This is a genomic window from Bartonella krasnovii, assembly GCF_003606345.3.
GTDB classification, from domain to species: Bacteria; Pseudomonadota; Alphaproteobacteria; order Rhizobiales; family Rhizobiaceae; genus Bartonella; species Bartonella krasnovii.
The window spans coordinates 1,769,668-1,788,104 of the sequence record NZ_CP031844.2; the positions used below are offsets into that span (position 1 = coordinate 1,769,668).

Annotated in this window: 16 protein-coding genes and 3 pseudogenes; 11 read left to right on the forward strand and 8 right to left on the reverse strand. The window is 39.0% G+C overall.

The genetic code is table 11. The features are described from left to right. Positions 1–260: 260 nt before the first annotated feature. The 4 genes and pseudogenes from D1092_RS10155 to D1092_RS07635 all read right to left on the reverse strand — a co-directional run. Positions 261–499, reverse strand: a pseudogene (locus tag D1092_RS10155) (DUF1465 family protein); the annotation flags it as partial. 47 nt (positions 500–546) lie between these two features. Next, positions 547–785, reverse strand: a pseudogene (locus tag D1092_RS10160) (DUF1465 family protein); the annotation flags it as partial. Between the two features lie 47 nt (positions 786–832). Beyond that, entirely contained in the window at positions 833–1,351 is a 519-nt protein-coding gene (locus tag D1092_RS07630; RefSeq protein WP_120121229.1) for a DUF1465 family protein, read from the reverse strand. A 200-nt stretch (positions 1,352–1,551) separates the two neighbouring features. Continuing rightward, positions 1,552–2,694 carry an OpgC family protein gene (locus D1092_RS07635; protein WP_120121231.1) on the reverse strand — a complete coding sequence of 381 codons (1,143 nt, stop codon included), beginning with the start codon at positions 2,692–2,694 and terminating at the stop codon, positions 1,552–1,554. Positions 2,695–2,969: 275 nt separating this feature from the next. Here D1092_RS07635 and D1092_RS07640 point away from each other — a divergent pair, with 275 nt between their 5' ends. The 3 genes from D1092_RS07640 to D1092_RS07650 all read left to right on the forward strand — a co-directional run bounded on the left by D1092_RS07640 (position 2,970) and on the right by D1092_RS07650 (position 4,864). Continuing rightward, on the forward strand, positions 2,970–3,632 hold the full coding sequence (locus D1092_RS07640) for a thiamine phosphate synthase (RefSeq protein ID WP_120121233.1): 663 nt from the start codon (positions 2,970–2,972) through the stop codon (positions 3,630–3,632). A gap of 602 nt (positions 3,633–4,234) precedes the next feature. Beyond that, positions 4,235–4,636, forward strand: a complete 402-nt coding sequence (locus D1092_RS07645; RefSeq protein WP_120122708.1) for a helix-turn-helix domain-containing protein — start codon at positions 4,235–4,237, stop codon at positions 4,634–4,636. Between the two features lie 6 nt (positions 4,637–4,642). Further along, positions 4,643–4,864 (forward strand): hypothetical protein, encoded by a 222-nt coding sequence (locus tag D1092_RS07650; RefSeq protein WP_148255698.1) that lies wholly within the window; start codon positions 4,643–4,645, stop codon positions 4,862–4,864. Positions 4,865–5,223: 359 nt separating this feature from the next. On the opposite strand, the gene D1092_RS07655 is transcribed toward D1092_RS07650, so the two are convergent. After that, on the reverse strand, positions 5,224–5,511 hold the full coding sequence (locus tag D1092_RS07655) for a type II toxin-antitoxin system RelE/ParE family toxin (protein WP_120121236.1): 288 nt from the start codon (positions 5,509–5,511) through the stop codon (positions 5,224–5,226). Beyond that, positions 5,511–5,699 carry a type II toxin-antitoxin system RelB family antitoxin gene (gene relB / locus D1092_RS07660; protein WP_120121238.1) on the reverse strand — a complete coding sequence of 63 codons (189 nt, stop codon included), beginning with the start codon at positions 5,697–5,699 and terminating at the stop codon, positions 5,511–5,513. The genes D1092_RS07655 and relB overlap by 1 nt, the downstream gene beginning before the upstream one ends. Before the next feature lie 503 nt (positions 5,700–6,202). Between relB and D1092_RS07665 the strand changes: the two genes are divergently transcribed. From D1092_RS07665 to D1092_RS07700, 7 genes and pseudogenes are all read left to right on the forward strand, one after another. Continuing rightward, complete coding sequence (locus D1092_RS07665) at positions 6,203–6,571, forward strand: helix-turn-helix domain-containing protein (RefSeq protein WP_120121240.1); 369 nt, start codon at positions 6,203–6,205, stop codon at positions 6,569–6,571. A 322-nt stretch (positions 6,572–6,893) separates the two neighbouring features. Continuing rightward, complete coding sequence (locus D1092_RS10085; RefSeq protein ID WP_338155458.1) at positions 6,894–7,085, forward strand: hypothetical protein; 192 nt, start codon at positions 6,894–6,896, stop codon at positions 7,083–7,085. A 1,424-nt stretch (positions 7,086–8,509) separates the two neighbouring features. After that, positions 8,510–9,553 (forward strand): tetratricopeptide repeat protein, encoded by a 1,044-nt coding sequence (locus tag D1092_RS07680; protein WP_120121242.1) that lies wholly within the window; start codon positions 8,510–8,512, stop codon positions 9,551–9,553. A gap of 794 nt (positions 9,554–10,347) precedes the next feature. Further along, positions 10,348–10,714, forward strand: a pseudogene (locus D1092_RS07685) (helix-turn-helix domain-containing protein). A 336-nt stretch (positions 10,715–11,050) separates the two neighbouring features. Then, positions 11,051–11,446: a helix-turn-helix domain-containing protein gene (locus tag D1092_RS07690; RefSeq protein ID WP_120121244.1), complete on the forward strand. Its 396-nt coding sequence runs from the start codon at positions 11,051–11,053 to the stop codon at positions 11,444–11,446. A 666-nt stretch (positions 11,447–12,112) separates the two neighbouring features. Continuing rightward, a complete protein-coding gene (gene efp, locus D1092_RS07695) occupies positions 12,113–12,688 on the forward strand; it encodes an elongation factor P (protein ID WP_100128798.1) in 576 nt (191 codons plus the stop codon). Between the two features lie 12 nt (positions 12,689–12,700). Then, a complete protein-coding gene (locus D1092_RS07700) occupies positions 12,701–13,492 on the forward strand; it encodes an inositol monophosphatase family protein (protein ID WP_120121251.1) in 792 nt (263 codons plus the stop codon). Positions 13,493–13,982: 490 nt separating this feature from the next. On the opposite strand, the gene D1092_RS07705 is transcribed toward D1092_RS07700, so the two are convergent. Both D1092_RS07705 and D1092_RS07710 read right to left on the reverse strand, forming a co-directional pair. Continuing rightward, positions 13,983–15,446: a hypothetical protein gene (locus D1092_RS07705; RefSeq protein WP_120121253.1), complete on the reverse strand. Its 1,464-nt coding sequence runs from the start codon at positions 15,444–15,446 to the stop codon at positions 13,983–13,985. Between the two features lie 302 nt (positions 15,447–15,748). Further along, positions 15,749–17,539, reverse strand: coding sequence for an ABC transporter transmembrane domain-containing protein (locus tag D1092_RS07710; RefSeq protein WP_120121255.1), 1,791 nt, complete (start codon positions 17,537–17,539; stop codon positions 15,749–15,751). 191 nt (positions 17,540–17,730) lie between these two features. Here D1092_RS07710 and rpmE point away from each other — a divergent pair, with 191 nt between their 5' ends. Next, positions 17,731–17,952: a 50S ribosomal protein L31 gene (gene rpmE / locus D1092_RS07715; RefSeq protein WP_005774581.1), complete on the forward strand. Its 222-nt coding sequence runs from the start codon at positions 17,731–17,733 to the stop codon at positions 17,950–17,952. Positions 17,953–18,437 lie beyond the last annotated feature (485 nt).

Below are 18,437 nucleotides of genomic sequence, written 5' to 3' on the forward strand. Positions count from 1 at the left end.
TAATCCGATTTGTTTTGCTACTGGATTTTCATCTTCTAAAGTACTGGAAGCTGCCGCTTGCCTAGCCTGCACGCATATATTTTATACGAGCCTCTCAAACGGGCGTGAATGAGCAACAAATTGGCGGAAAATTTCTGGGAGTTCGTCCCAATGAGGCGTTTCAAATTCTAATGAGGGAGTCTGAAGGGAAACTTTGACGATTTCTTTTTTTATTTAGTCTGATGATATCTCCCCTTAAACAAAAGCCAAGAGAATATCTTCTAAGAACGCCCAAAGGCTGTTTTGAGCAATTCGATTTGTTTTGCTACTGGATTTTCATCTTCTAAAGTACTGGAAGCTGCCGCTTCTAACCCTGCACGCATATATTTTATACGAGCCTCTCAAACGGGCGTGAATGAGCAACAAATTGGCGGAAAATTTCTGGGAGTTCGTCCCAATGAGGCGTTTCAAATTCTAATGAGGGAGTCTGAAGGGAAACTTTGACGATTTCTTTTTTTATTTAGTCTGATGATATCTCCCCTTAAACAAAAGCCAAGAGAATATCTTCTAAGAACGCCCAAAGGCTGTTTTGAGCAATTCGATTTGTTTTGCTACTGGATTTTCATCTTCTAAAGTACTGGAAGCTGCCGCTTCCCACCCTGCACGCATATATTTTATACGAGCCTCTCAAACGGGCGTGAATGAGCAACAAATTGGCGGAAAATTTCTGGGAGTTCGTTCCAATGAGGCATTTCAAATTCTAATGAGGGAGTCTGAAGGGAAACTTTGACGATTTCTTTTTTTATTTAGTCTGATGATATCTCCCCTTAAACAAAAGCCAAGAGAATATCTTCTAAGAACGCCCAAAGGCTGTTTTGAGCAATTCGATTTGTTTTGCTACTGGATTTTCATCTTCTAAAGTACTGGAAGCTGCCGCTTCCCACCCTGCACGCATATATTTTATACGAGCTTCTAAACGCAGTGAATGAGCAACAAATTGGCGGAAAATTTCTGGGAGTTCGTTCCAATGAGGGGTTTCAAATTCTAATGAGGGAGTCTGAAGGGAAACTTTGACGATTTCTTTTTTTATTTGTTCTGATGACATTTCCCCTTCGCGCTCTGCCCGAAGAAGAAGGAGTTGAGAGGCTATTTGCATCAGCCGTGTACTTAAATACATCGCCTCTTTTGCATAGAGTGCAGAAATTTCTGCTGAAAGGGAACGCGCGACAACTTTCCCTTCTGAATCGATATAGGCTGCTGTTTTTTCAATCAGTGCCATCGTCTCTTCATAGAGACGATTAAAAGCATTTTCAAAAGCATTATGCTCAATCATGATAATAGGTTCATCATAGGGACGTTTATGTACGCTCACGCTTTTATACTCCAAGGATCAGCACAAAACCACACCGTTCAATATTACATCACTCAACGAACAGAGTCTTAAAAAGTTTCTTTTGTTGCTGTATAGAATGCTTTTTTTAAAAATGACTACCTCTTTTAATTTTTTTGTGCAATGCACTTTTTATACTAAGGTTAACGCAGCCGCACAAGGACCATGGGACCTCGTTTTTCTTATAAACGGATCAACTTCCTTGAAAAGGCCCCCTGCAAAGAGCGCCGTTTTTCATAATAATAGGCAACACCAAATTGCAGAGCAATACCTGTTATCATTAAGAGGCTATCGGAAAAAAACGTTCCTGTCATCACTGTTTTGATAATTTGTCCAAACATGGCAAAAATAGTTCCTGTTACAAAGACCGGTAAACTATGTTTTCCTAAGATTGCTAAAGGATGTTTCTCTGAAACAGAAAACCATTTATTGATGCACGGCAACGAAAGAATAAGAAAGGATAATGCAAGAACATGGAGCAAACGCGGCAAGCTTAAAAAAGTTTTATTAAAGTTGAGCAATGGGGAAGACCATCCCAACCAACCCAAAACGCCCCACCAATTTAAGCGAACCCATAACAGTGCCACCAAGAGATAGCCTGCCGCACAAACCACCCAAAAAGACTTAAAAGCGATTGTTTTTCCTTGTTTAAGCGCTAAGGTGCTGGTCAAGCCTATGACAAACAAGAATTGCCAAGACAAAGGGTTCAAAAACCATTTTCCCTTTATTGGATAAGAAGGGGGGGCAATTTTATACAGTCCGCAGATAAGATAGAGTATAAATGAGCCCAAAAGCAGCCACTTTGTCTGTTTACGCCCCACATATAGGATAAAAGGCGCAAAAAACATCAAAACCATATAAAGCGGCAGAATATTATTATAGCCTAATTGATGTCCCAAGCTTAAACTATGCAAAAATGCTGTAAGCGGCTGTGCGACAAAAAGCCCCATATTGTTCATCGCTAACAGTTTTTCTGTTCTCCATAAGAAAAAGGCTCCTAAAAACAGACTTAATGTGACAAAAGTAGTCAAAAGATATGCACCATAGAGCTGCAAAGCCCTGTACCAAAGTTTACGCACAATGAAGGAAAAAGACTTCTTCTGTAACCGCGCATGAAAGCTTAAACCCAGTGAAACGCCTGAAAGCAGAACAAAAACTTCTGCAGAATCAGAAAAGCCAAAATTTTTATGGGTTATATGCTCATAGAGCGTTCCGGGAATATGGTTGATAAAAATCGTCAATAAGGCTAAAGAACGAAAAACATCAATGCGTGTATCACGACGAAAAGACTGCGTCTTATGATCAACAACGGCTTGGTATTTCATAAAAATGGACTCCCACGCGTCACAAAACTTTGAAGTTACATAAAATGGTGGTTACCCTTATCACAAACAAGCATGAAAAGGATGAAGCTTTAATTTTTAAGAGTCAAGTTTCTTTTTAAGTATTTCTTTTTAAAAGGCAAAAGAACTAAAATAACCATACGCATATCACAATAAAAAAGAAGTTGGGATCATCGCAAAGAAAGTAAGATGAAACTTTAACTTTTAAGTATTATTTTTTTAAAGAGATATTATTTTTTAAGAGACTGGGATATGGCATGACACAACGAAAAAACAAACCGATTGAATCCCCTCTTGTTCCTCAATTGGTTTTAACCCTTGATGTTCGGCGCAAAATTCCACACAGCTTTTTGCGTCCCATTTTGCAAACAAAATCTTTTGCCTGTGTCATCCTTTACGATTCTGAACGGCAGAAAGATGATGGCTCTTTTTTACAAAAACAGGCTCAAACTTACGCAGAAGATATTCAAAACAATGACGCCGCTCTTCTTATCGCTGGTGACAGTCGTATTGCTGGACGTATAAAGGCTGATGGATTACACATAGAAGATGATCTTAACGCTCTTGAAAGCTTTAAAAATCAGCAAAAGGAACAAAAAATCATTGGCTTTGGCAATCTACGCAATCGCCATAGTGCTATGCTTGCCGCAGAAACAGAGGTTGATTATCTTCTCTTTGGCAAATTAGGGGCTGATAAAAAACCCCAAGCGCACCCTCGCAATCTTCAGTTAGCCACATGGTGGGCAGAGATTATGGAAACTCCCGCCATTATTCAAGCCGGCAGTGATTTTGCAAATTTTGATGAAGCCTTAAAAACGAGATGTGAATTCATTGCCGTAGAAGAAGTTATTTTGGGGAACGACAATCCTTTGTCTCTGCTTCAACTTTGCCAAGAAAAATGTAAAAACGCCCCCTTGTAAAGCGCCTCCTTTTACAACTTTTCTTGTAAAGGAAAAAGCCTCTAAGATAACGTATACGCCCAAAACTACATGGGCACCCCCCACTCACGTCTTGTAACCACAGCCCTATAGATACACATATTCCGTAAACATAAAGATCCTATAGATCCAAAGAACCTATTGCTCAAAACGATAGCCCCCGCCCTTCTTCAAACAGCAAGCGATTGCGCAAATGTTAATGAAGAGACCGCTTGTGAATTCATTACCGTGGATGAAATCATTTTACTCCTCTTAACAAACACGGGAGCTGGGATCATGATTTTGGGACTCGTTCCAGAGAGGTTGAGAGGCGAGAATAGCCTCTCATTCAAAAAACAAATTTTGTAAGTCAAAAAACTATTTTTATTTGCCAATTTTCTGAAATTACTTTATGACTTAAAAGGTATTTTTGGTCGCATACGCAACGACCAATAGGGATTAAAAACCCTAAGTCCGATACATAAAATGAACCCACTGTGTGGGTATCCCGGAATTCCGGGAGATTTTGCTATGTCCAGGTGTGTCTTACGCACTAAAAGCAAAATGCTGACTCGGACTCAGTGTTTTTAACTCCCGGAATACTTATGCGAGGGCGCTCGCAACCGGCGGGAGGAAAAATGCAATCTCAAAATCTCAATATTGATCTTTTGGTTGGCAAAAAAATTCGCTTAAAACGAAAAATACTCAAAATGTCTCAAAAAACCTTAGGGGACGCTTTAGGCGTCAGTTTCCAACAAATTCAAAAATACGAAAACGGCTTAAATCGTGTAAGTGCAGGGCGTTTAATGGAAATTTCTGATATTTTGAATGTTCCGATTTCCTTTTTTTATGCGGATATCATGCCAAAACAACAGCCTTCATACTATCATGATGAAGCGATCTCCAATAGAGAAGAATACCTACTGCTTAAAAGATTTAGAACACTTACTTCGATAAAACAAAGGGCCATTTTACAATTACTCTCTGAACCCAATGAAAGCTTTTAATATCACGTGAGTACGACAAGCTCTATTCATCAGAAGTTATCTGTAGAACATCTCCCTCTTCAATATGGAGGCTTTTTCATTGTACCAAACCACACACTCTTTCATAAAATAAAACAATCTTCATTTTTTATTACTCATCTGCTGAAATTACTTTATGATTTAAATGGTATTTTTGGTCGTATACGCAACAATCAACGTGGATTAAAAGCCCTAAGACCCAATACATAAAAACAAATCCATTTGCAGGTATCCCAGAATTCCGGTAGATTTTGCTATGTCCAGGTGCTCTTTAGCACTAAAAGCAAAAAAGCTGATTTGAGTTCAGTATTTTTGACTCCCGGAATACGCATAAGGGGGTGCTCGCAACCGACGGGAGGAAAAATGCAAACCAACAATCTTTATAACGGCATTTTCATGAATAAATAAAACACTCTGTATAATTTGCTTCCAGCAAGCCAATATTCAATGCGCAAAATAACTCTACTTTTTTCTTTCTTTTTACCCCTCTCAACAAACACGGAGGTAGATGTCATGATTTTGATCATCGTTCCAGAGAGGTTGAGAGATAAGAATAACCTCTCATTCAATTAAAGAGAGGTAGGGAATTCACGTCGGGCATGTACGACAGCTACAATTTCGATCTGATTTGCAGCTACTCGATACAATATAAGGTAATTTGGATGTGCTATAATTTCCCGTAACCCTAATATCCTCTCACTCTGTCTGTACAGATATGGATGTTCAGCCAATGGCAGTACAGATGTTTCCAAAAACCTTTTCATTCGGCGTGCAGCGGATGGATTTTCACGAGCAATGTAAGTTAAAATCTGACGCAAATCATCGCGAGCCGAAGACAACCAAACAACCGGAAGCATCACTTTTTCTGTTCATTTTCAAGCTGACTGATTATAACGTCCATTTCAGCCATGACCTCATCATGCGGAATAGGAGGAGATAGGTTTGCAAGACTTATCGCGACCTTATCGCGCAACCACGCCGTGTGGCTGCTTTCCTGTTCAATAGTTTCGAACTCTGAAATGAACGGAGAAAGGGTGTTTTTCATAGGGGCATGTCCTTTCTATTCCTTGATATTAAAGGTAATGACTATTGGTTATGTTGTCAATATTAACAAATTGAAAATGTTTAACTTTTAAGAAGACAAAGTTTTTTGATCTTAAAACTTAAAGCTTTTTACCCCTCTCAACAAAACGGGGGCTGATATCATATTTTGATCATCGTTCCAGAGAGGTTGAGAGGCGAGAATAGCCTCTCATTCAAAAAACAAATTTTGTAAGTCAAAAAACTATTTTTATTTGCCAATTTTCTAAAATTACTTTACACATTAAAAGGTGTTTTGGTCGCATACGCGGGCGACCAATAGGGCCTTGAAAACCCGAAAACTCAAACATGAATCTATCCCACTGTGTGGGTATCCCGGAATTCCGGGGGTTTTTGCTATGTCCAGGTGCTCACTAGCACTAAAAGCAAAAAGGCTGATTTGAGTTCAGTATTTTCAAGCTCCCGGAATACTCATGCGAGGGCGCTCGCAACCGGCGGGAGGGTAAAATGCAAACCAACAATCTTAATATTGATCTTTTGGTCGGCAAAAAAATTCGTTTGAGACGAAAATTACTCAAAATGTCTCAAACAACTTTAGGAAACGCTTTAGGCGTCAGTTTCCAACAAATTCAAAAATATGAAAACGGCTTAAATCGTGTAAGTGCAGGGCGTTTAATGGAAATTTCCGATATTTTGAATGTTCCGATTTCCTTTTTTTATGCGGATATCATGCCAAAACAACAGCCTCCATACCACCATGATGAAGCGATCTCCAATAGAGAAGAATACCTGCTGCTTAAAAGATTTAGAACGCTCACTTCGATAAAACAAAGGGCCATTTTACAATTACTCTCTGACCCCAATGAAAGCTTTTAATATCACGTGAGTACGACAAGCTCTGTGCATCTGCATACATGACAAACACCCCCCCAAAGAGCAGCGCTTGAAAATTTATTGGGGCAATCTGTAGGAGCATCTCATGCAATCATTTTACTTTGTCCGCTAAGCATAAGCTTTAAATATTATGAAAGATAAGGGTAGTTTTTTTAAAAATATTTAAATATTGATAAATAAATACTTGTTAATATACTAATATATGCTAGTAAAATAATAGAAAAATTATTTTTTCTCTTATGAAAGAACTTTCTTAAGAAAAAACGAAACAGAAAAAGTAAAAATGATAGAGGGGGGAATGAAGATGTTAAAATATTTATTTCTGTTACAACTTTTGTTAGTGGCTGGTTGTGCATCTTCGGGGAACTATGTATCGAATTATGTTGATGAAAATCTTGTGGAGAAGGATATAGAGATAAGATTAATCAAAAAAGATCTTGCTAACGGTATCAAAAGATCTTTAACATTAAATCCAACCACACTTCCCCTCTTATAAAGTGATACAATAGAAAGCTTTACGCCTTTATTTATTCGATCTGTTGCGGCGAACGGGAGAGAATATGATTTATACAGATCAACCCCCAAAAGCAGCCAAACATGGGTGTGGAATTGTTTTTCACACGAACACCAAAGGATGATGGACGTATAATTTCTGTACTTCAGTATGATTGGTCTGGAGAACCAAGTTATTATCTACGTATTTATCAGAATAAATAAGCCCGCTCTTTGAATATGGACATTCTCTCTATTTCAAACATAAAGACTTAAATTTTTTTTTGCAAAAGATAAAGAGATTTGATCTCATTTTATCGGCTCTAACAAGTGTTCAGACACCCGAAAACCCGAAATGTTAAGGAGTATTTAGCCTTAAAAGTTATCCTTTTGAAGGTAAGGCATGTTCCTTTTCGCTTTATAGGAACAGATGTGGAACTTGTTGATGTATCAAGATGGCAATTGATGAAAAGAACAAAAACAAATAATGCATAATCCTGCATATCTGGACAAAGTTTTGAAAATAGCTTTCTTGGAAGGAATAGATCTAACAATACAAAAGTTAGCGGATCATCTCCATATGACGAGGTCTTCTCTCTCAAAAGTAATGAACGGACATGCTTTTATGAGTAGCGCGCTTGCAGTTAAGTTAGAATTGGCTGTTTTTTGTAAAGCAAAGTTTTAGTTAGATATGCAAACAAATTATAATTTATAACAAACAAAGCAACAGGCCTCCCTATTTTTCCTCTGTTTTCTGATTCACCTTAAACACTGCTTTAATTTCGTTCATATGGTACTTTGCTTTGTTTTTAGCTGCTACTCATTGCCTTCGTTTTTTTGAAGTTTTTTATTTGTTTCTATTACGAAGCATTTTCTATCGACTGTTTTGACATAAAAGAATGCCATTTATTTTCTTTCGTCTTATTCAATGAGCACAGTAGTAAAAAGAGCTGATAAAAGCCTCAACATTTGTTTAAAAGTAAGGCAATTTTACAGCTCATCATGGATGAGAATAGAAGCTAACCTCATGTAACTCGTGCACACCACGCTCTTGATAACGCAATACACACTATAGAGCCTATACGCTCTCTTCTCCTCAATATTTCACATTTTTCATAAGCAGTTCTTCATAAGCAGTTTATGGTGTATTTGTAAAAGTAGCCTCATGGTAGACGCTTTTTTATTTTAGGGTGATGCATATTGATAAGAGAAGGTACCTCTCTGAGTCATTCTTTCATTATCGTTGTTTAAAGGTGTTAAAAACAGCACTGTTTAAAACAGTCTGGTTCTTATCGATGTTTATGCTATTTTATAAAGGGACCTTCCTTAACTGAAATGAAAAAGAAGAAAGCCATGGGATTCTGATACCGCTTGTAATGATGAACAAAAAATGTGAAAATTCTGATCGATAATGAGGAGGAGATATCGATGATCAAGAGAGGTGTTAAACTGCTTGTCCTAGGAATGGTAGGGCTTACAAGTTCTGTTGTAAGTTCTACTGGCAACACTGATGAATCGGCAAATTTTGAACACTCTTTCAATACGATTCAAGAATCTTCCCCCCCAGAAGAACCTTTTCACCCCTTAAAAGCTGGAGACTATGACCAAGCCTATGACTATTACATCCAAGGCTATTATTTAAAAGCTTTTCGAGAAGCGCTTCGACGTGCTGAAAAGAATGATCCTTTTGCGCAAACACTTCTTGCCCGAATTTATATGGAAGGATGTGCTGTTCCTGTTGACGGGGCACGGGCTGCTTTATGGTTTGAACGCGCTGCAAAACAAGGGGAACCCCAAGCGCAACTTCGCTATGGGCTTATGTTATTTGATGGTAATTTTGTAAAACAAAATCAAGAGCTTGGTGCACAATATATTCGAAAAGCTGTCGACGCAGGCGTTAAAGAAGCCTATTTTTATTATGGACAACTGCTTCTTTATAAAGCCTCCCAGGAAAAACAAAATCTTCCCGGCGTTTCTTCTTCAAGCCGTGAAAATGAAGCCATCGAGCAAGCTTTAAAATGGCATTTAAAAGGGGCTGCTCTTGGAGATGCTGAAGCTGCTTTTGCGGCGGCAAAAATTCTTTCTTTAGGTACGTTAAATCGACCAAAGGATGATCGTAATGCCCGCAAACTAATGGAGGCCGCAGCTCAAAACAATCACTTAAAAGCGCAACTTTATTTAGCACAATGGCTGATAGAAGGCCGTGGAGGTGCAAAGGATTTTGACCATGCTTTTCATTTGCTGCTTCACAATGCCAATAACATGGTCGCCCCCGCCCAAATTTCTCTTGCAAGACTTTATCGAGACGGTATCGGAACAAAAGGCGATATAATAATGGCAGCAGCATGGTATATGCTTGCGAAAGAAGCAAAAATGCAAGCCCCTGATCTTGAAAAAATGCTCCAAGGTATGGACAACAAACAACAAGAAAAGGCGCGCAAAGAAGCAATAAAGCTCCTTCCTGTTTTTTAAAATGCACTGTATCATTTGCTGAACACTATCCAATGTGCAAAATAAGCTATCCGCGACACTGTAAAATATTGTCCTCAAAATATGGAAAGATCAGAAGATCAAAAGAGCGCTGCTTTATTGCTTTCATAAAAAACACAGCACTTCTCGTTTAAAAAGCTGTTTTTTATTGTAAATTTCTTGAAATTACTTTACACATTAAAAGGTGTTTTGGTCGCATACGCGGGCGACCAAGAGGGCTTTAAAAACCCGAAACCTATGCGTAAATCTGCCCCACTCTGTGGGTATCCCGGAATTCCGGGAGATTTTGCACTGTCCAGGTGCTTACTAGCACTAAAAGCAAAATGCTGATTCGAGTTCAGTATTTTAGACTCCCGGAATACGCATAAGAGGCGCTCGCACTAGGCGGGGGAAAATGCAATCTAACCTCATGTGACTCGTGCACACCACACTCTCGATAACGCGATACGCGCTGTTCAAAGCCATATATAGATGCTTTATTGCTTTCATGAAAAACACGCCGCTTCTTATGCAAAAAACTGTTTTTTATTGCCAATCTGCTGAAATTACTTTACACATTAAAAGGTATTTTGGTCGCATACGCGGGCGACCAAGAGGGCTTTAAAAACCCGAAACCTACGCGTAAATCTGCCCCACTCTGTAGGTATCTTGGAATTCCGGGAGATTTTGCACTGTCCAGGTGCTTACCAGCACTAAAAGCAAAAAAGGCTGATTAGGTTTCAGTATTTTAGACTCCCGGAATACGCATAAAAGGCGCTCGCACTAGGCGGGGGCAAATGCAATCCCAAAATCTCAATATTGATCTTTTGGTCGGCAAAAAAATTCGCTTAAGACGAAAATTACTCAAAATGTCTCAAAAAACCTTAGGGGATGCTTTAGGCGTCAGTTTCCAACAAATTCAAAAATATGAAAACGGCTTAAATCGCGTAAGTGCGGGGCGTTTAATGGAAATTTCCGATATTTTGAATGTTCCGATTTCCTTTTTTTTATGCCGATATCATCACAAAACAACGCCCCCCATACCATTATGATGAAGTCATCTCGAACACTGAAGAATACCTGCTGCTCAAAAGATTTAGAACGCTTACCTCGATAAAACAAAAAGCTTTTTTACAGCTTATCATGGATGAGAATGCAAGCTAACACCACGCACGAGCACACCACACTCTCGATAACGCGATACACACTGTTCAAAGCCATATATGGATACTTTACTGCTTTCATAAAAACACACCGCCCCTCATTAAAAAGCTATTTTTTATTGCCAATCTGCTGAAATTACTTTATGAATCAAAAGGTGTTTTGGTCGCCTACGCAACGACCAAGAGGGCCTTGAAAACCCGAAACCTACGCGTAAATCTGCCCCACTTTGTGGGTATCCCGGAATTCCGGGAGTTTTTGCTATGTCCAGGTGCTTACCAGCACTAAAAGCAAAAAAGGCTGATTAGGTTTCAGTATTTTCAAGCTCCCGGAATACTTATGCGAGGGCGCTCGCAACCGGAGGGGGCAAATGCAATCCAAAATCTTAATATTGATCTTTTGGTCGGCAAAAAAATTCGCTTAAGACGAAAATTACTCAAAATGTCTCAAAAAACCTTAGGGGATGCTTTAGGCGTCAGTTTCCAACAAATTCAAAAATATGAAAACGGCTTAAATCGTGTAAGCGCGGGGCGTTTAATGGAAATTTCCGATATCCTTAATGTTCCGATTTCCTTTTTTTATGCCGATATCATCACAAAACAACGCCCCCCATACCATTATGATGAAGTCATCTCGAACACTGAAGAATACCTGCTGCTCAAAAGATTTAGAACGCTTACCTCGATAAAACAAAAAGCTTTTTTACAGCTCATCATGGATGAGAATGCAAGCTAACATCACGCACGAGCACACCACATTCTCTATAAAGCGATACGCGCTATAAGGTGCACCACGCTCTTTTCTTACCTCATACACTTTGAAGGGACACACGCCCCTTCTCAATCCAATTTCTCAGCAATCAGGCTTCTCGGAACACAACTCCGCTTTCCGTTTCATGGAATTGATTTCACAAGATTATTCGGACAAGTTTCCCCGCACAATATCCACGCGTCATTCTCATAAAACAACGCCTCATGATTTTACAAAATTTCTATCACCCGTATTTCTCTCATCCGTCTCAATGAGATTTACGACACAATGGGATAAATTTCCCCAAAATCCTCAAAAGTCTCAAAAATTTTTGTGCAATTTTTTAAAAAGCTTGCGTCTTGGCACTTTTTATGGTCTTGCAAAGAACTGAAAAGCAAAAATACATCAAGGTCCTTTTTGTCCTTAAACTTTTCTCTGCAAAGTTCATAAGAAAACTTATGAGAAAACCCCATGAGCAAATCCATGGTAAGACAGATGAAAAGCCCACAAAGACCATGAGGAAACCGCAAAACGAACAAGAGGTTTTGAACCTAAAAACAACAAAAGAGTTTACTGTTAAGGCAGCAAAAAAAGCGCCGTAAGGACAAAGTAAGAAAACTCTTTTTGCAAGAAGAGAATTGGATAGAAACAATGAAAATTAATGGCAATGAAATTCGCCCTGGTAATGTAATTGAGCATCAAGGAAGTTTGTGGGTTGCTGTGAAATGCAACGCCGTAAAACCAGGAAAAGGTGGTGCATTTAATCAAGTTGAACTAAAAAATTTGCTTGATGGTACAAAACTCAATGAACGCTTTCGTGCTGCTGAAACGGTAGAGCGCGTACGTCTTGAACAAAAGGACTTTACCTTTCTTTATCAACAAGGTGATGCCCTCGTCTTTATGGATTCAGAATCGTATGAACAATTGGAATTGCAAAAAGATTTTGTTGGAGAACGTGCTGCTTTCTTGCAAGATGGGATGACTGTCACAGTTGAACTTTATCAAGAAAAGCCTATCGGCATTTCCCTTCCTGATCAAGTTGCTGTCACGATTGTGGAAGCTGATCCAGCTCTCAAAGGACAAACGGTCACAGCTTCTTATAAACCCGCCATTCTTGAAAATGGGATTCGTATTCTTGTTCCCCCTTTTATGAACGCCGGTGAGCGTATCATTGTCGACACCAACGAGTTGATCTATTTGCGTCGTGCAAATGAAAAAGATAAATAAAGGAATAACAAGATGGCTCATTCTGCAATCATGAATGTCATGGTGCAAGCTGCCATGAAAGCAGGGCGCTCGCTCGTGCGTGATTACGGTGAAGTACAAAATTTGCAAGTGTCTTTAAAAGGGCCAGCCGATTACGTCAGTCAAGCAGACCGTAAAGCGGAAAAAATTATTTTCACTGAACTGAGCAAAGCACGCCCTAAATTTGGTTTTCTGATGGAAGAGTCTAAAGAAATCATTGGAGAAGATTCACAACATCGTTTTATCGTTGATCCTTTAGATGGCACCACAAATTTTCTCCATGGCATTCCTTTTTTTGCCGTTTCCATTGCTTTAGAAAGCCAAGGCAAAATCGTTGCGGGTGTCATTTACAATCCGGTAAGTGATGAACTCTTTACCGCAGAACGGGGTAGTGGTGCTTTTTTTAATGACCGGCGCTGTCGTGTTTCTGCGCGGCGCAGACTAGAAGATTGTGTCATTGCCACAGGCATGCCTCATTTTGGCCGCCCAGGTCATGGAACCTATCTCATTGAATTGCGTAATGTGATGGCAGAAGTTGCTGGCCTTCGCCGTTTTGGTGCAGCATCCCTTGATTTAGCTTATGTTGCAGCAGGTCGAACCGATGGCTATTGGGAAGACAACCTGCAAATTTGGGATATGGCTGCTGGAATCTTGATGGTTCGTGAAGCCGGTGGTTTTGTCACCGATAAAGAAGGCGGTGATGATATATTCCGCAAAAAGAATATCCTCGCCGGCAATGAACACATTCGCACCAAACTAGAAAGAATTCTCAAAAAAGGTATTTAAACCTTATAATCATAATCTTTTAAAAAACCGGTCCTAAAAAGCCCCTTAAAACTTGTCCCCTCCTCTTTAAAGTTTTATAAAATCTTAAAAAAAAACAATGTGAAGAGAGGCTTTTTAACTGTTCTTTACAGACACAACAGAAAATGACATGAGATGATGACAAAACTCTACCACCAAACAACCAATGCCCCTAAAAATGCAATGACAGCTTATCCAATATTATTAAACCTGCTATTTTTCTCAATTCCCCTATAAACAAACTAGAAAACAAAGAACCCATCACAACAAAACGCTTCAAAAAGCAACAAGCACACCAGAAACAAGCCTCTTTATTCTCTTAAGAAATCACCCTTACACAGCGCGCAAAAGCTTTCCTCCAAGCAGCCTCTCTTCTCTGCTAAGAGCTGTCATACATGCCTCTCACTGCTTTTCACCCCTATAGAGTGACAGAAACTTCAGCAAATTCATTGCACGCCCCATCCCCCTTTATTTAATTGTCTTGTAAACAGCCTATGAACTGTGCACGAGATCTGTAGTAACAAAAATGCTTATTTTCAAAAATCGCTTCCTGCATTTCTCTCTTAACCTGTTCTCGATCCTTTTTAACAGCCTCTTCTATTTTCTTTAGCTGCTTCTCACCGAAAATACTTTTTAATTTTTTTTGTGAATTGCTTATTCCAACAAGCTTCTCCCAAAAGATCAACCGATCATCACATTTCTCATTTGAGGATCTTAGCCATTCTCTAGCACCTAATTTGTAAGCTTCTTCAAATGTTGGTAACTCTTCAACAATGAAGAGATCGTTTCCCCTCTTTTTATCATTTTCTCTACAAATATTGATCGCATTTTTAACTGTATTAAAATCGCAACTCTTATCAAAGGCAAGATACCCCTGTTTCACTGTCTTAATAAGCTTTTTATAGTAAATAAACGTTTTTCTTGCCGTTTTATAATCACTGGAAATATCATACAATAACGACAGCACATCCTTTTTACACTGTAATAATAATGCATATTGATCAGACAAAGAATTCGAATGATTTAATATTTCACTTATCTCTTCATATTCTGTAGTAAGTATCGATATATTGTCCCACAATGTATCGATATTTTTTTGATTTTCAGTCTTCTTTTTAGATGGTTTTTCTCTATACCGTTCATATTCAGCTGTAATCATATCATCAACCACATATAAACACCAATGAAGCGACAGCATTGTATGTTTATATCGCGTTTTTTTCGTAACAGGATCTACAAATTTTTGCAGAGAAATTCCATTTTTTAGCATTAACCACACTGTTTTAGCAAAATATTTCTTAAAACTGGAATTAACGAAAATATGAAATATTTCTTCATAATGCTTTTCAATCAAGTCTTCTTTGAGTGCCTCTTTGTACAATAAACACAATTCCCTCTTCCCATGCGCACAAATATTCTTGAGTTCCTTTTCATACAATGAATATACCTTTTCTTGCCCTTGTACACACATCCCCTTTACCAATGAAGGTCTATTGCCGCTGACCTTTATTCCTGCTCTAGGGTTTTTTATCCCCAATACATTCCTCTCCCATTGCCTTACTCCCTCATTCCATTGTTCAATCCATTCTTGTGATATTTCTTGCGTTTTTTGAAAAAGCCTTTGTTCTCCTTCTTCAACAATCTTTTTATATATCTGATACTCTCGATCTTTTTGCTTAAGTTGTTTAGTCAATTGTTTGTTATGATAAATTTTAGCTACCAGTATTATACCTCCCACACAAAACACTATTCCCATTGCAAAGCCTAACAACACGTTCGTTGAGTATCCCCAATACCACAACCCACCCATCACTATGGCGAATACAACCAATCCCATACAAACAGATTGCTTCTTCCACTTTCGGATAAACTTAATTATAGTTATTATGAAACCAATTCTTTCTATCGTGGCAATAATTACGTCTATTATCTCCATCCATTATTTCCCTCTTTATTATTTATGCAACCTTCTCATCAATACCTCAATATTGTATCATTATGTGTATATATGATTCGCTACTATCTATATATTCTATTTTAATTGATATAATATACAACATATAGATATTTTTATTAACAGAATACAACAGTTTGTATTTAATTAGGTTACTTTTGTTGATTGATACACTTTAAAGAAAAGCCAGCCCTCAAAAATTGATAAGCATGGCTGTAAAGAGGGATATTTATACCCTTAAAGAGACGGCTCTTGTATCAAGATCTCTTATTCGTGTGGATCACCTACTCGGGTGAAAATTGTAATTTTGCAAGATAAGCATAAACGCCATTTTTTGCCACAAGTTCGGCATGGGTTCCCTCTTCCACAAGGGCACCTTTCTCCATCACAAGAATACGATCCGCTTTTAAAATGGTTGCCAAACGGTGCGCGATCACCAATGTTGTGCGGTTTTTCATCAGCCCTTCTAAGGCTTCTTGCACAAGTCTTTCACTGTTTGCATCTAAAGCAGATGTTGCTTCATCAAGCAGTAAGAGGGGCGCATTTCTTAAAATTGCCCGTGCAATACCGATGCGCTGCTTTTGCCCCCCAGAAAGCATGGTGCCGCGTTCTCCCACTTGTGTATCCAAGCCATCAGGTAAAGCTTCAATAAATTCAAGGGCATTCGCGGCTTTAGCAGCAGCAATAATATCCTCTTCCATAGCATTTTCAGTCCCGAAAACAATGTTATCGCGCAATGTACCATCAAAAATAGCAACATCTTGGGGAACATAAGAAATTGCACCACGTAAATCCTTTAAAGAGAGGTGATCAATCTCCACGCCATCAAGTCGAATTTTTCCACTTGTTGGGTCATAAAAACGCAAGATTAAAGAAAAAAGTGTGCTTTTTCCTGCCCCTGAAGCGCCAACAAAAGCAACCGTTTCACCCGCTTTGATCGAAAAGGAAAGCGCGCGTAAAATCTTCTCTTGTGGTCTAGAAGGATAAGTAAAATCAACATGATCAAAAACAAGTTCACCTCGAATAGGTTTTGTCAAAGAGACAGGTTTTTTGGGCGCTAAAATCATGGGTTGTTCTTGCAATAATTCAGCCAATCGTTCAGCAGCGCCTGCGGCTTGGATTAATTCAGCCCCCAATTCCGATAATTGCGCAAAGGTTGAGGCACCAAAAACGGCATAAAGGACAAATTGCCCTAAGGTTCCCCCTGTCATCGTTCCATTCAAAACATCACGCGATCCAATCCACAACACAGCAACCACACTGCTAAACACAAGAAAAATGGCAAAGCCCGTAAAAAAAGAACGCAAAATCACAGAAGCCCGCGCTGTCTGAAAGGCGCGTTCTACCAACTGAGAAAAACGTGTCGAAACAAGTTTTTCAGCGGTAAAAGCTTGCACCGTGCGAATAGCGCTGACCTGTTCTGTTGCCACAGCATTAGCATCAGCAAGACGATCTTGCGCCGCACGCGTACGCGCACGAACTTTGCGCCCAAAAACCACCAAAGGAATTGCCACAACAGGAATAGCAGCCAGAACCAGCAGAGACAATTTAGCATTGGTGATCACCATCATCACGACAGCGCCAGTCACGATAATCAGCTGACGCAAAGCCGTAGAGGCGGTTGAGCCAACAGCCAATTTTATTTGTGTTGTATCTGTTAGAAGTCTTGAAACAATCTCGCCGGAATGCGACCGATCAAAAAAAGCAGGAGAAAGTTTCATAATATGGATAAACACATCACGCCGTAAATCAGCAACAATCCGTTCTCCCAATGTGATAACACAATAATAACGGCAAGCTGAAGAAAAGGCGAGAATCAAAGCTAATCCAAACAAAATTCCAAAATAAAAATTGATATGTCCATGGCTTGAATAAGAAAAACCATGATCAAACATTTGGCGGATTGCTATGGGCAAAGCTAATGTGACAAGAGCTGCAACAGACAAAGCAACAAAAGCAAAGATAAACAACCAGCGATAGCGCAAAAGATAAGGAACAAAAATGGCAAGCGAAGAGAATGGAGATTTTTTAAGAGAAGGCTTTGTAGATTTTTCTGGATGATGATATAATTTCATAAAACTCCGCTCACTCTATTAAATGATTTAAACACGTGACACAATGATGCATCTTGAACACTTGTTTTTTGATGCGTGCTCAGCTATAGGAATAAATACTTTAATCAGTGTATCAAAAAGACAAAGGAAGCGCACTTAAAAAAAAATCGAGTAAGTGTTCTTTCATTCTATAAACGCAAAAGGTTTGACGCATGAAAGCGAATATTCATCCTAACTATCATAAAATTACCGTTGTTATGACGGATGGAACCCAATATACAACGCGCTCCACTTGGGGAAAAGAAGGGGATACCCTTAATTTAGACATTGATCCAAGAACGCATCCAGCATGGACAGGTGGGTCCCAGACACTCGTAGACCGTGGCGGTCGCCTTTCTAAGTTCAAAAATCGTTTTGGCAATATTGGTATGTAAAAACCTCATTCTCATGAGGTACAAAGATTTTAAACAAAACGATTGCCTCGTTAAGCGATGAGGCTTTTTTGTGCTGTAAAGAGTACATTTTAAGATATTAATTTAAAAACGTATCCAACAGAAATATAGCGGTCTCAAACCCTTATAAATCGTGATGGCTGCGTTTTTTTTAAATTTAAAGATCAATTGAGATATCAGCATAAGCCTCCTCTCATGAGGCATAAACATTTCAAATAAAAGGATTGCAAACAGTTCATCTTTTTTGAACTGAAAATCCCCATGAAGAGGACATTCTTGCCGCTGCTAAAGCGGCTAATGAACTTGAATTTATTCAAGTTTTACCGGATAGCTTGATGACAGAAGTGATACCATACTTTCTTGAAAGGCAAAACAACGCATTAGTATTGCACGTGCGATCTTAAAAATACCCCCTCTTGTTGCAGTTTGGCACCATCATTAATTTGCCAGCTCCCAATGTTGCTACA

Bases quoted from the DNA above. Each gene is read 5' to 3' on its own strand.
- D1092_RS07635 (WP_120121231.1), bottom strand. From the start codon at position 2,694: ATGAAATACCAAGCCGTTGTTGATCATAAGACGCAGTCTTTTCGTCGT.
- D1092_RS07640 (WP_120121233.1), top strand. From the start codon at position 2,970: ATGACACAACGAAAAAACAAACCGATTGAATCCCCTCTTGTTCCTCAA.
- D1092_RS07645 (WP_120122708.1), top strand. From the start codon at position 4,235: ATGCGAGGGCGCTCGCAACCGGCGGGAGGAAAAATGCAATCTCAAAAT.
- D1092_RS07655 (WP_120121236.1), bottom strand. From the start codon at position 5,511: ATGCTTCCGGTTGTTTGGTTGTCTTCGGCTCGCGATGATTTGCGTCAG.
- relB (WP_120121238.1), bottom strand. From the start codon at position 5,699: ATGAAAAACACCCTTTCTCCGTTCATTTCAGAGTTCGAAACTATTGAA.
- D1092_RS07665 (WP_120121240.1), top strand. From the start codon at position 6,203: ATGCAAACCAACAATCTTAATATTGATCTTTTGGTCGGCAAAAAAATT.
- D1092_RS10085 (WP_338155458.1), top strand. From the start codon at position 6,894: ATGTTAAAATATTTATTTCTGTTACAACTTTTGTTAGTGGCTGGTTGT.
- D1092_RS07680 (WP_120121242.1), top strand. From the start codon at position 8,510: ATGATCAAGAGAGGTGTTAAACTGCTTGTCCTAGGAATGGTAGGGCTT.
- D1092_RS07690 (WP_120121244.1), top strand. From the start codon at position 11,051: ATGCGAGGGCGCTCGCAACCGGAGGGGGCAAATGCAATCCAAAATCTT.
- efp (WP_100128798.1), top strand. From the start codon at position 12,113: ATGAAAATTAATGGCAATGAAATTCGCCCTGGTAATGTAATTGAGCAT.
- D1092_RS07700 (WP_120121251.1), top strand. From the start codon at position 12,701: ATGGCTCATTCTGCAATCATGAATGTCATGGTGCAAGCTGCCATGAAA.
- D1092_RS07705 (WP_120121253.1), bottom strand. From the start codon at position 15,446: ATGGAGATAATAGACGTAATTATTGCCACGATAGAAAGAATTGGTTTC.
- D1092_RS07710 (WP_120121255.1), bottom strand. From the start codon at position 17,539: ATGAAATTATATCATCATCCAGAAAAATCTACAAAGCCTTCTCTTAAA.
- rpmE (WP_005774581.1), top strand. From the start codon at position 17,731: ATGAAAGCGAATATTCATCCTAACTATCATAAAATTACCGTTGTTATG.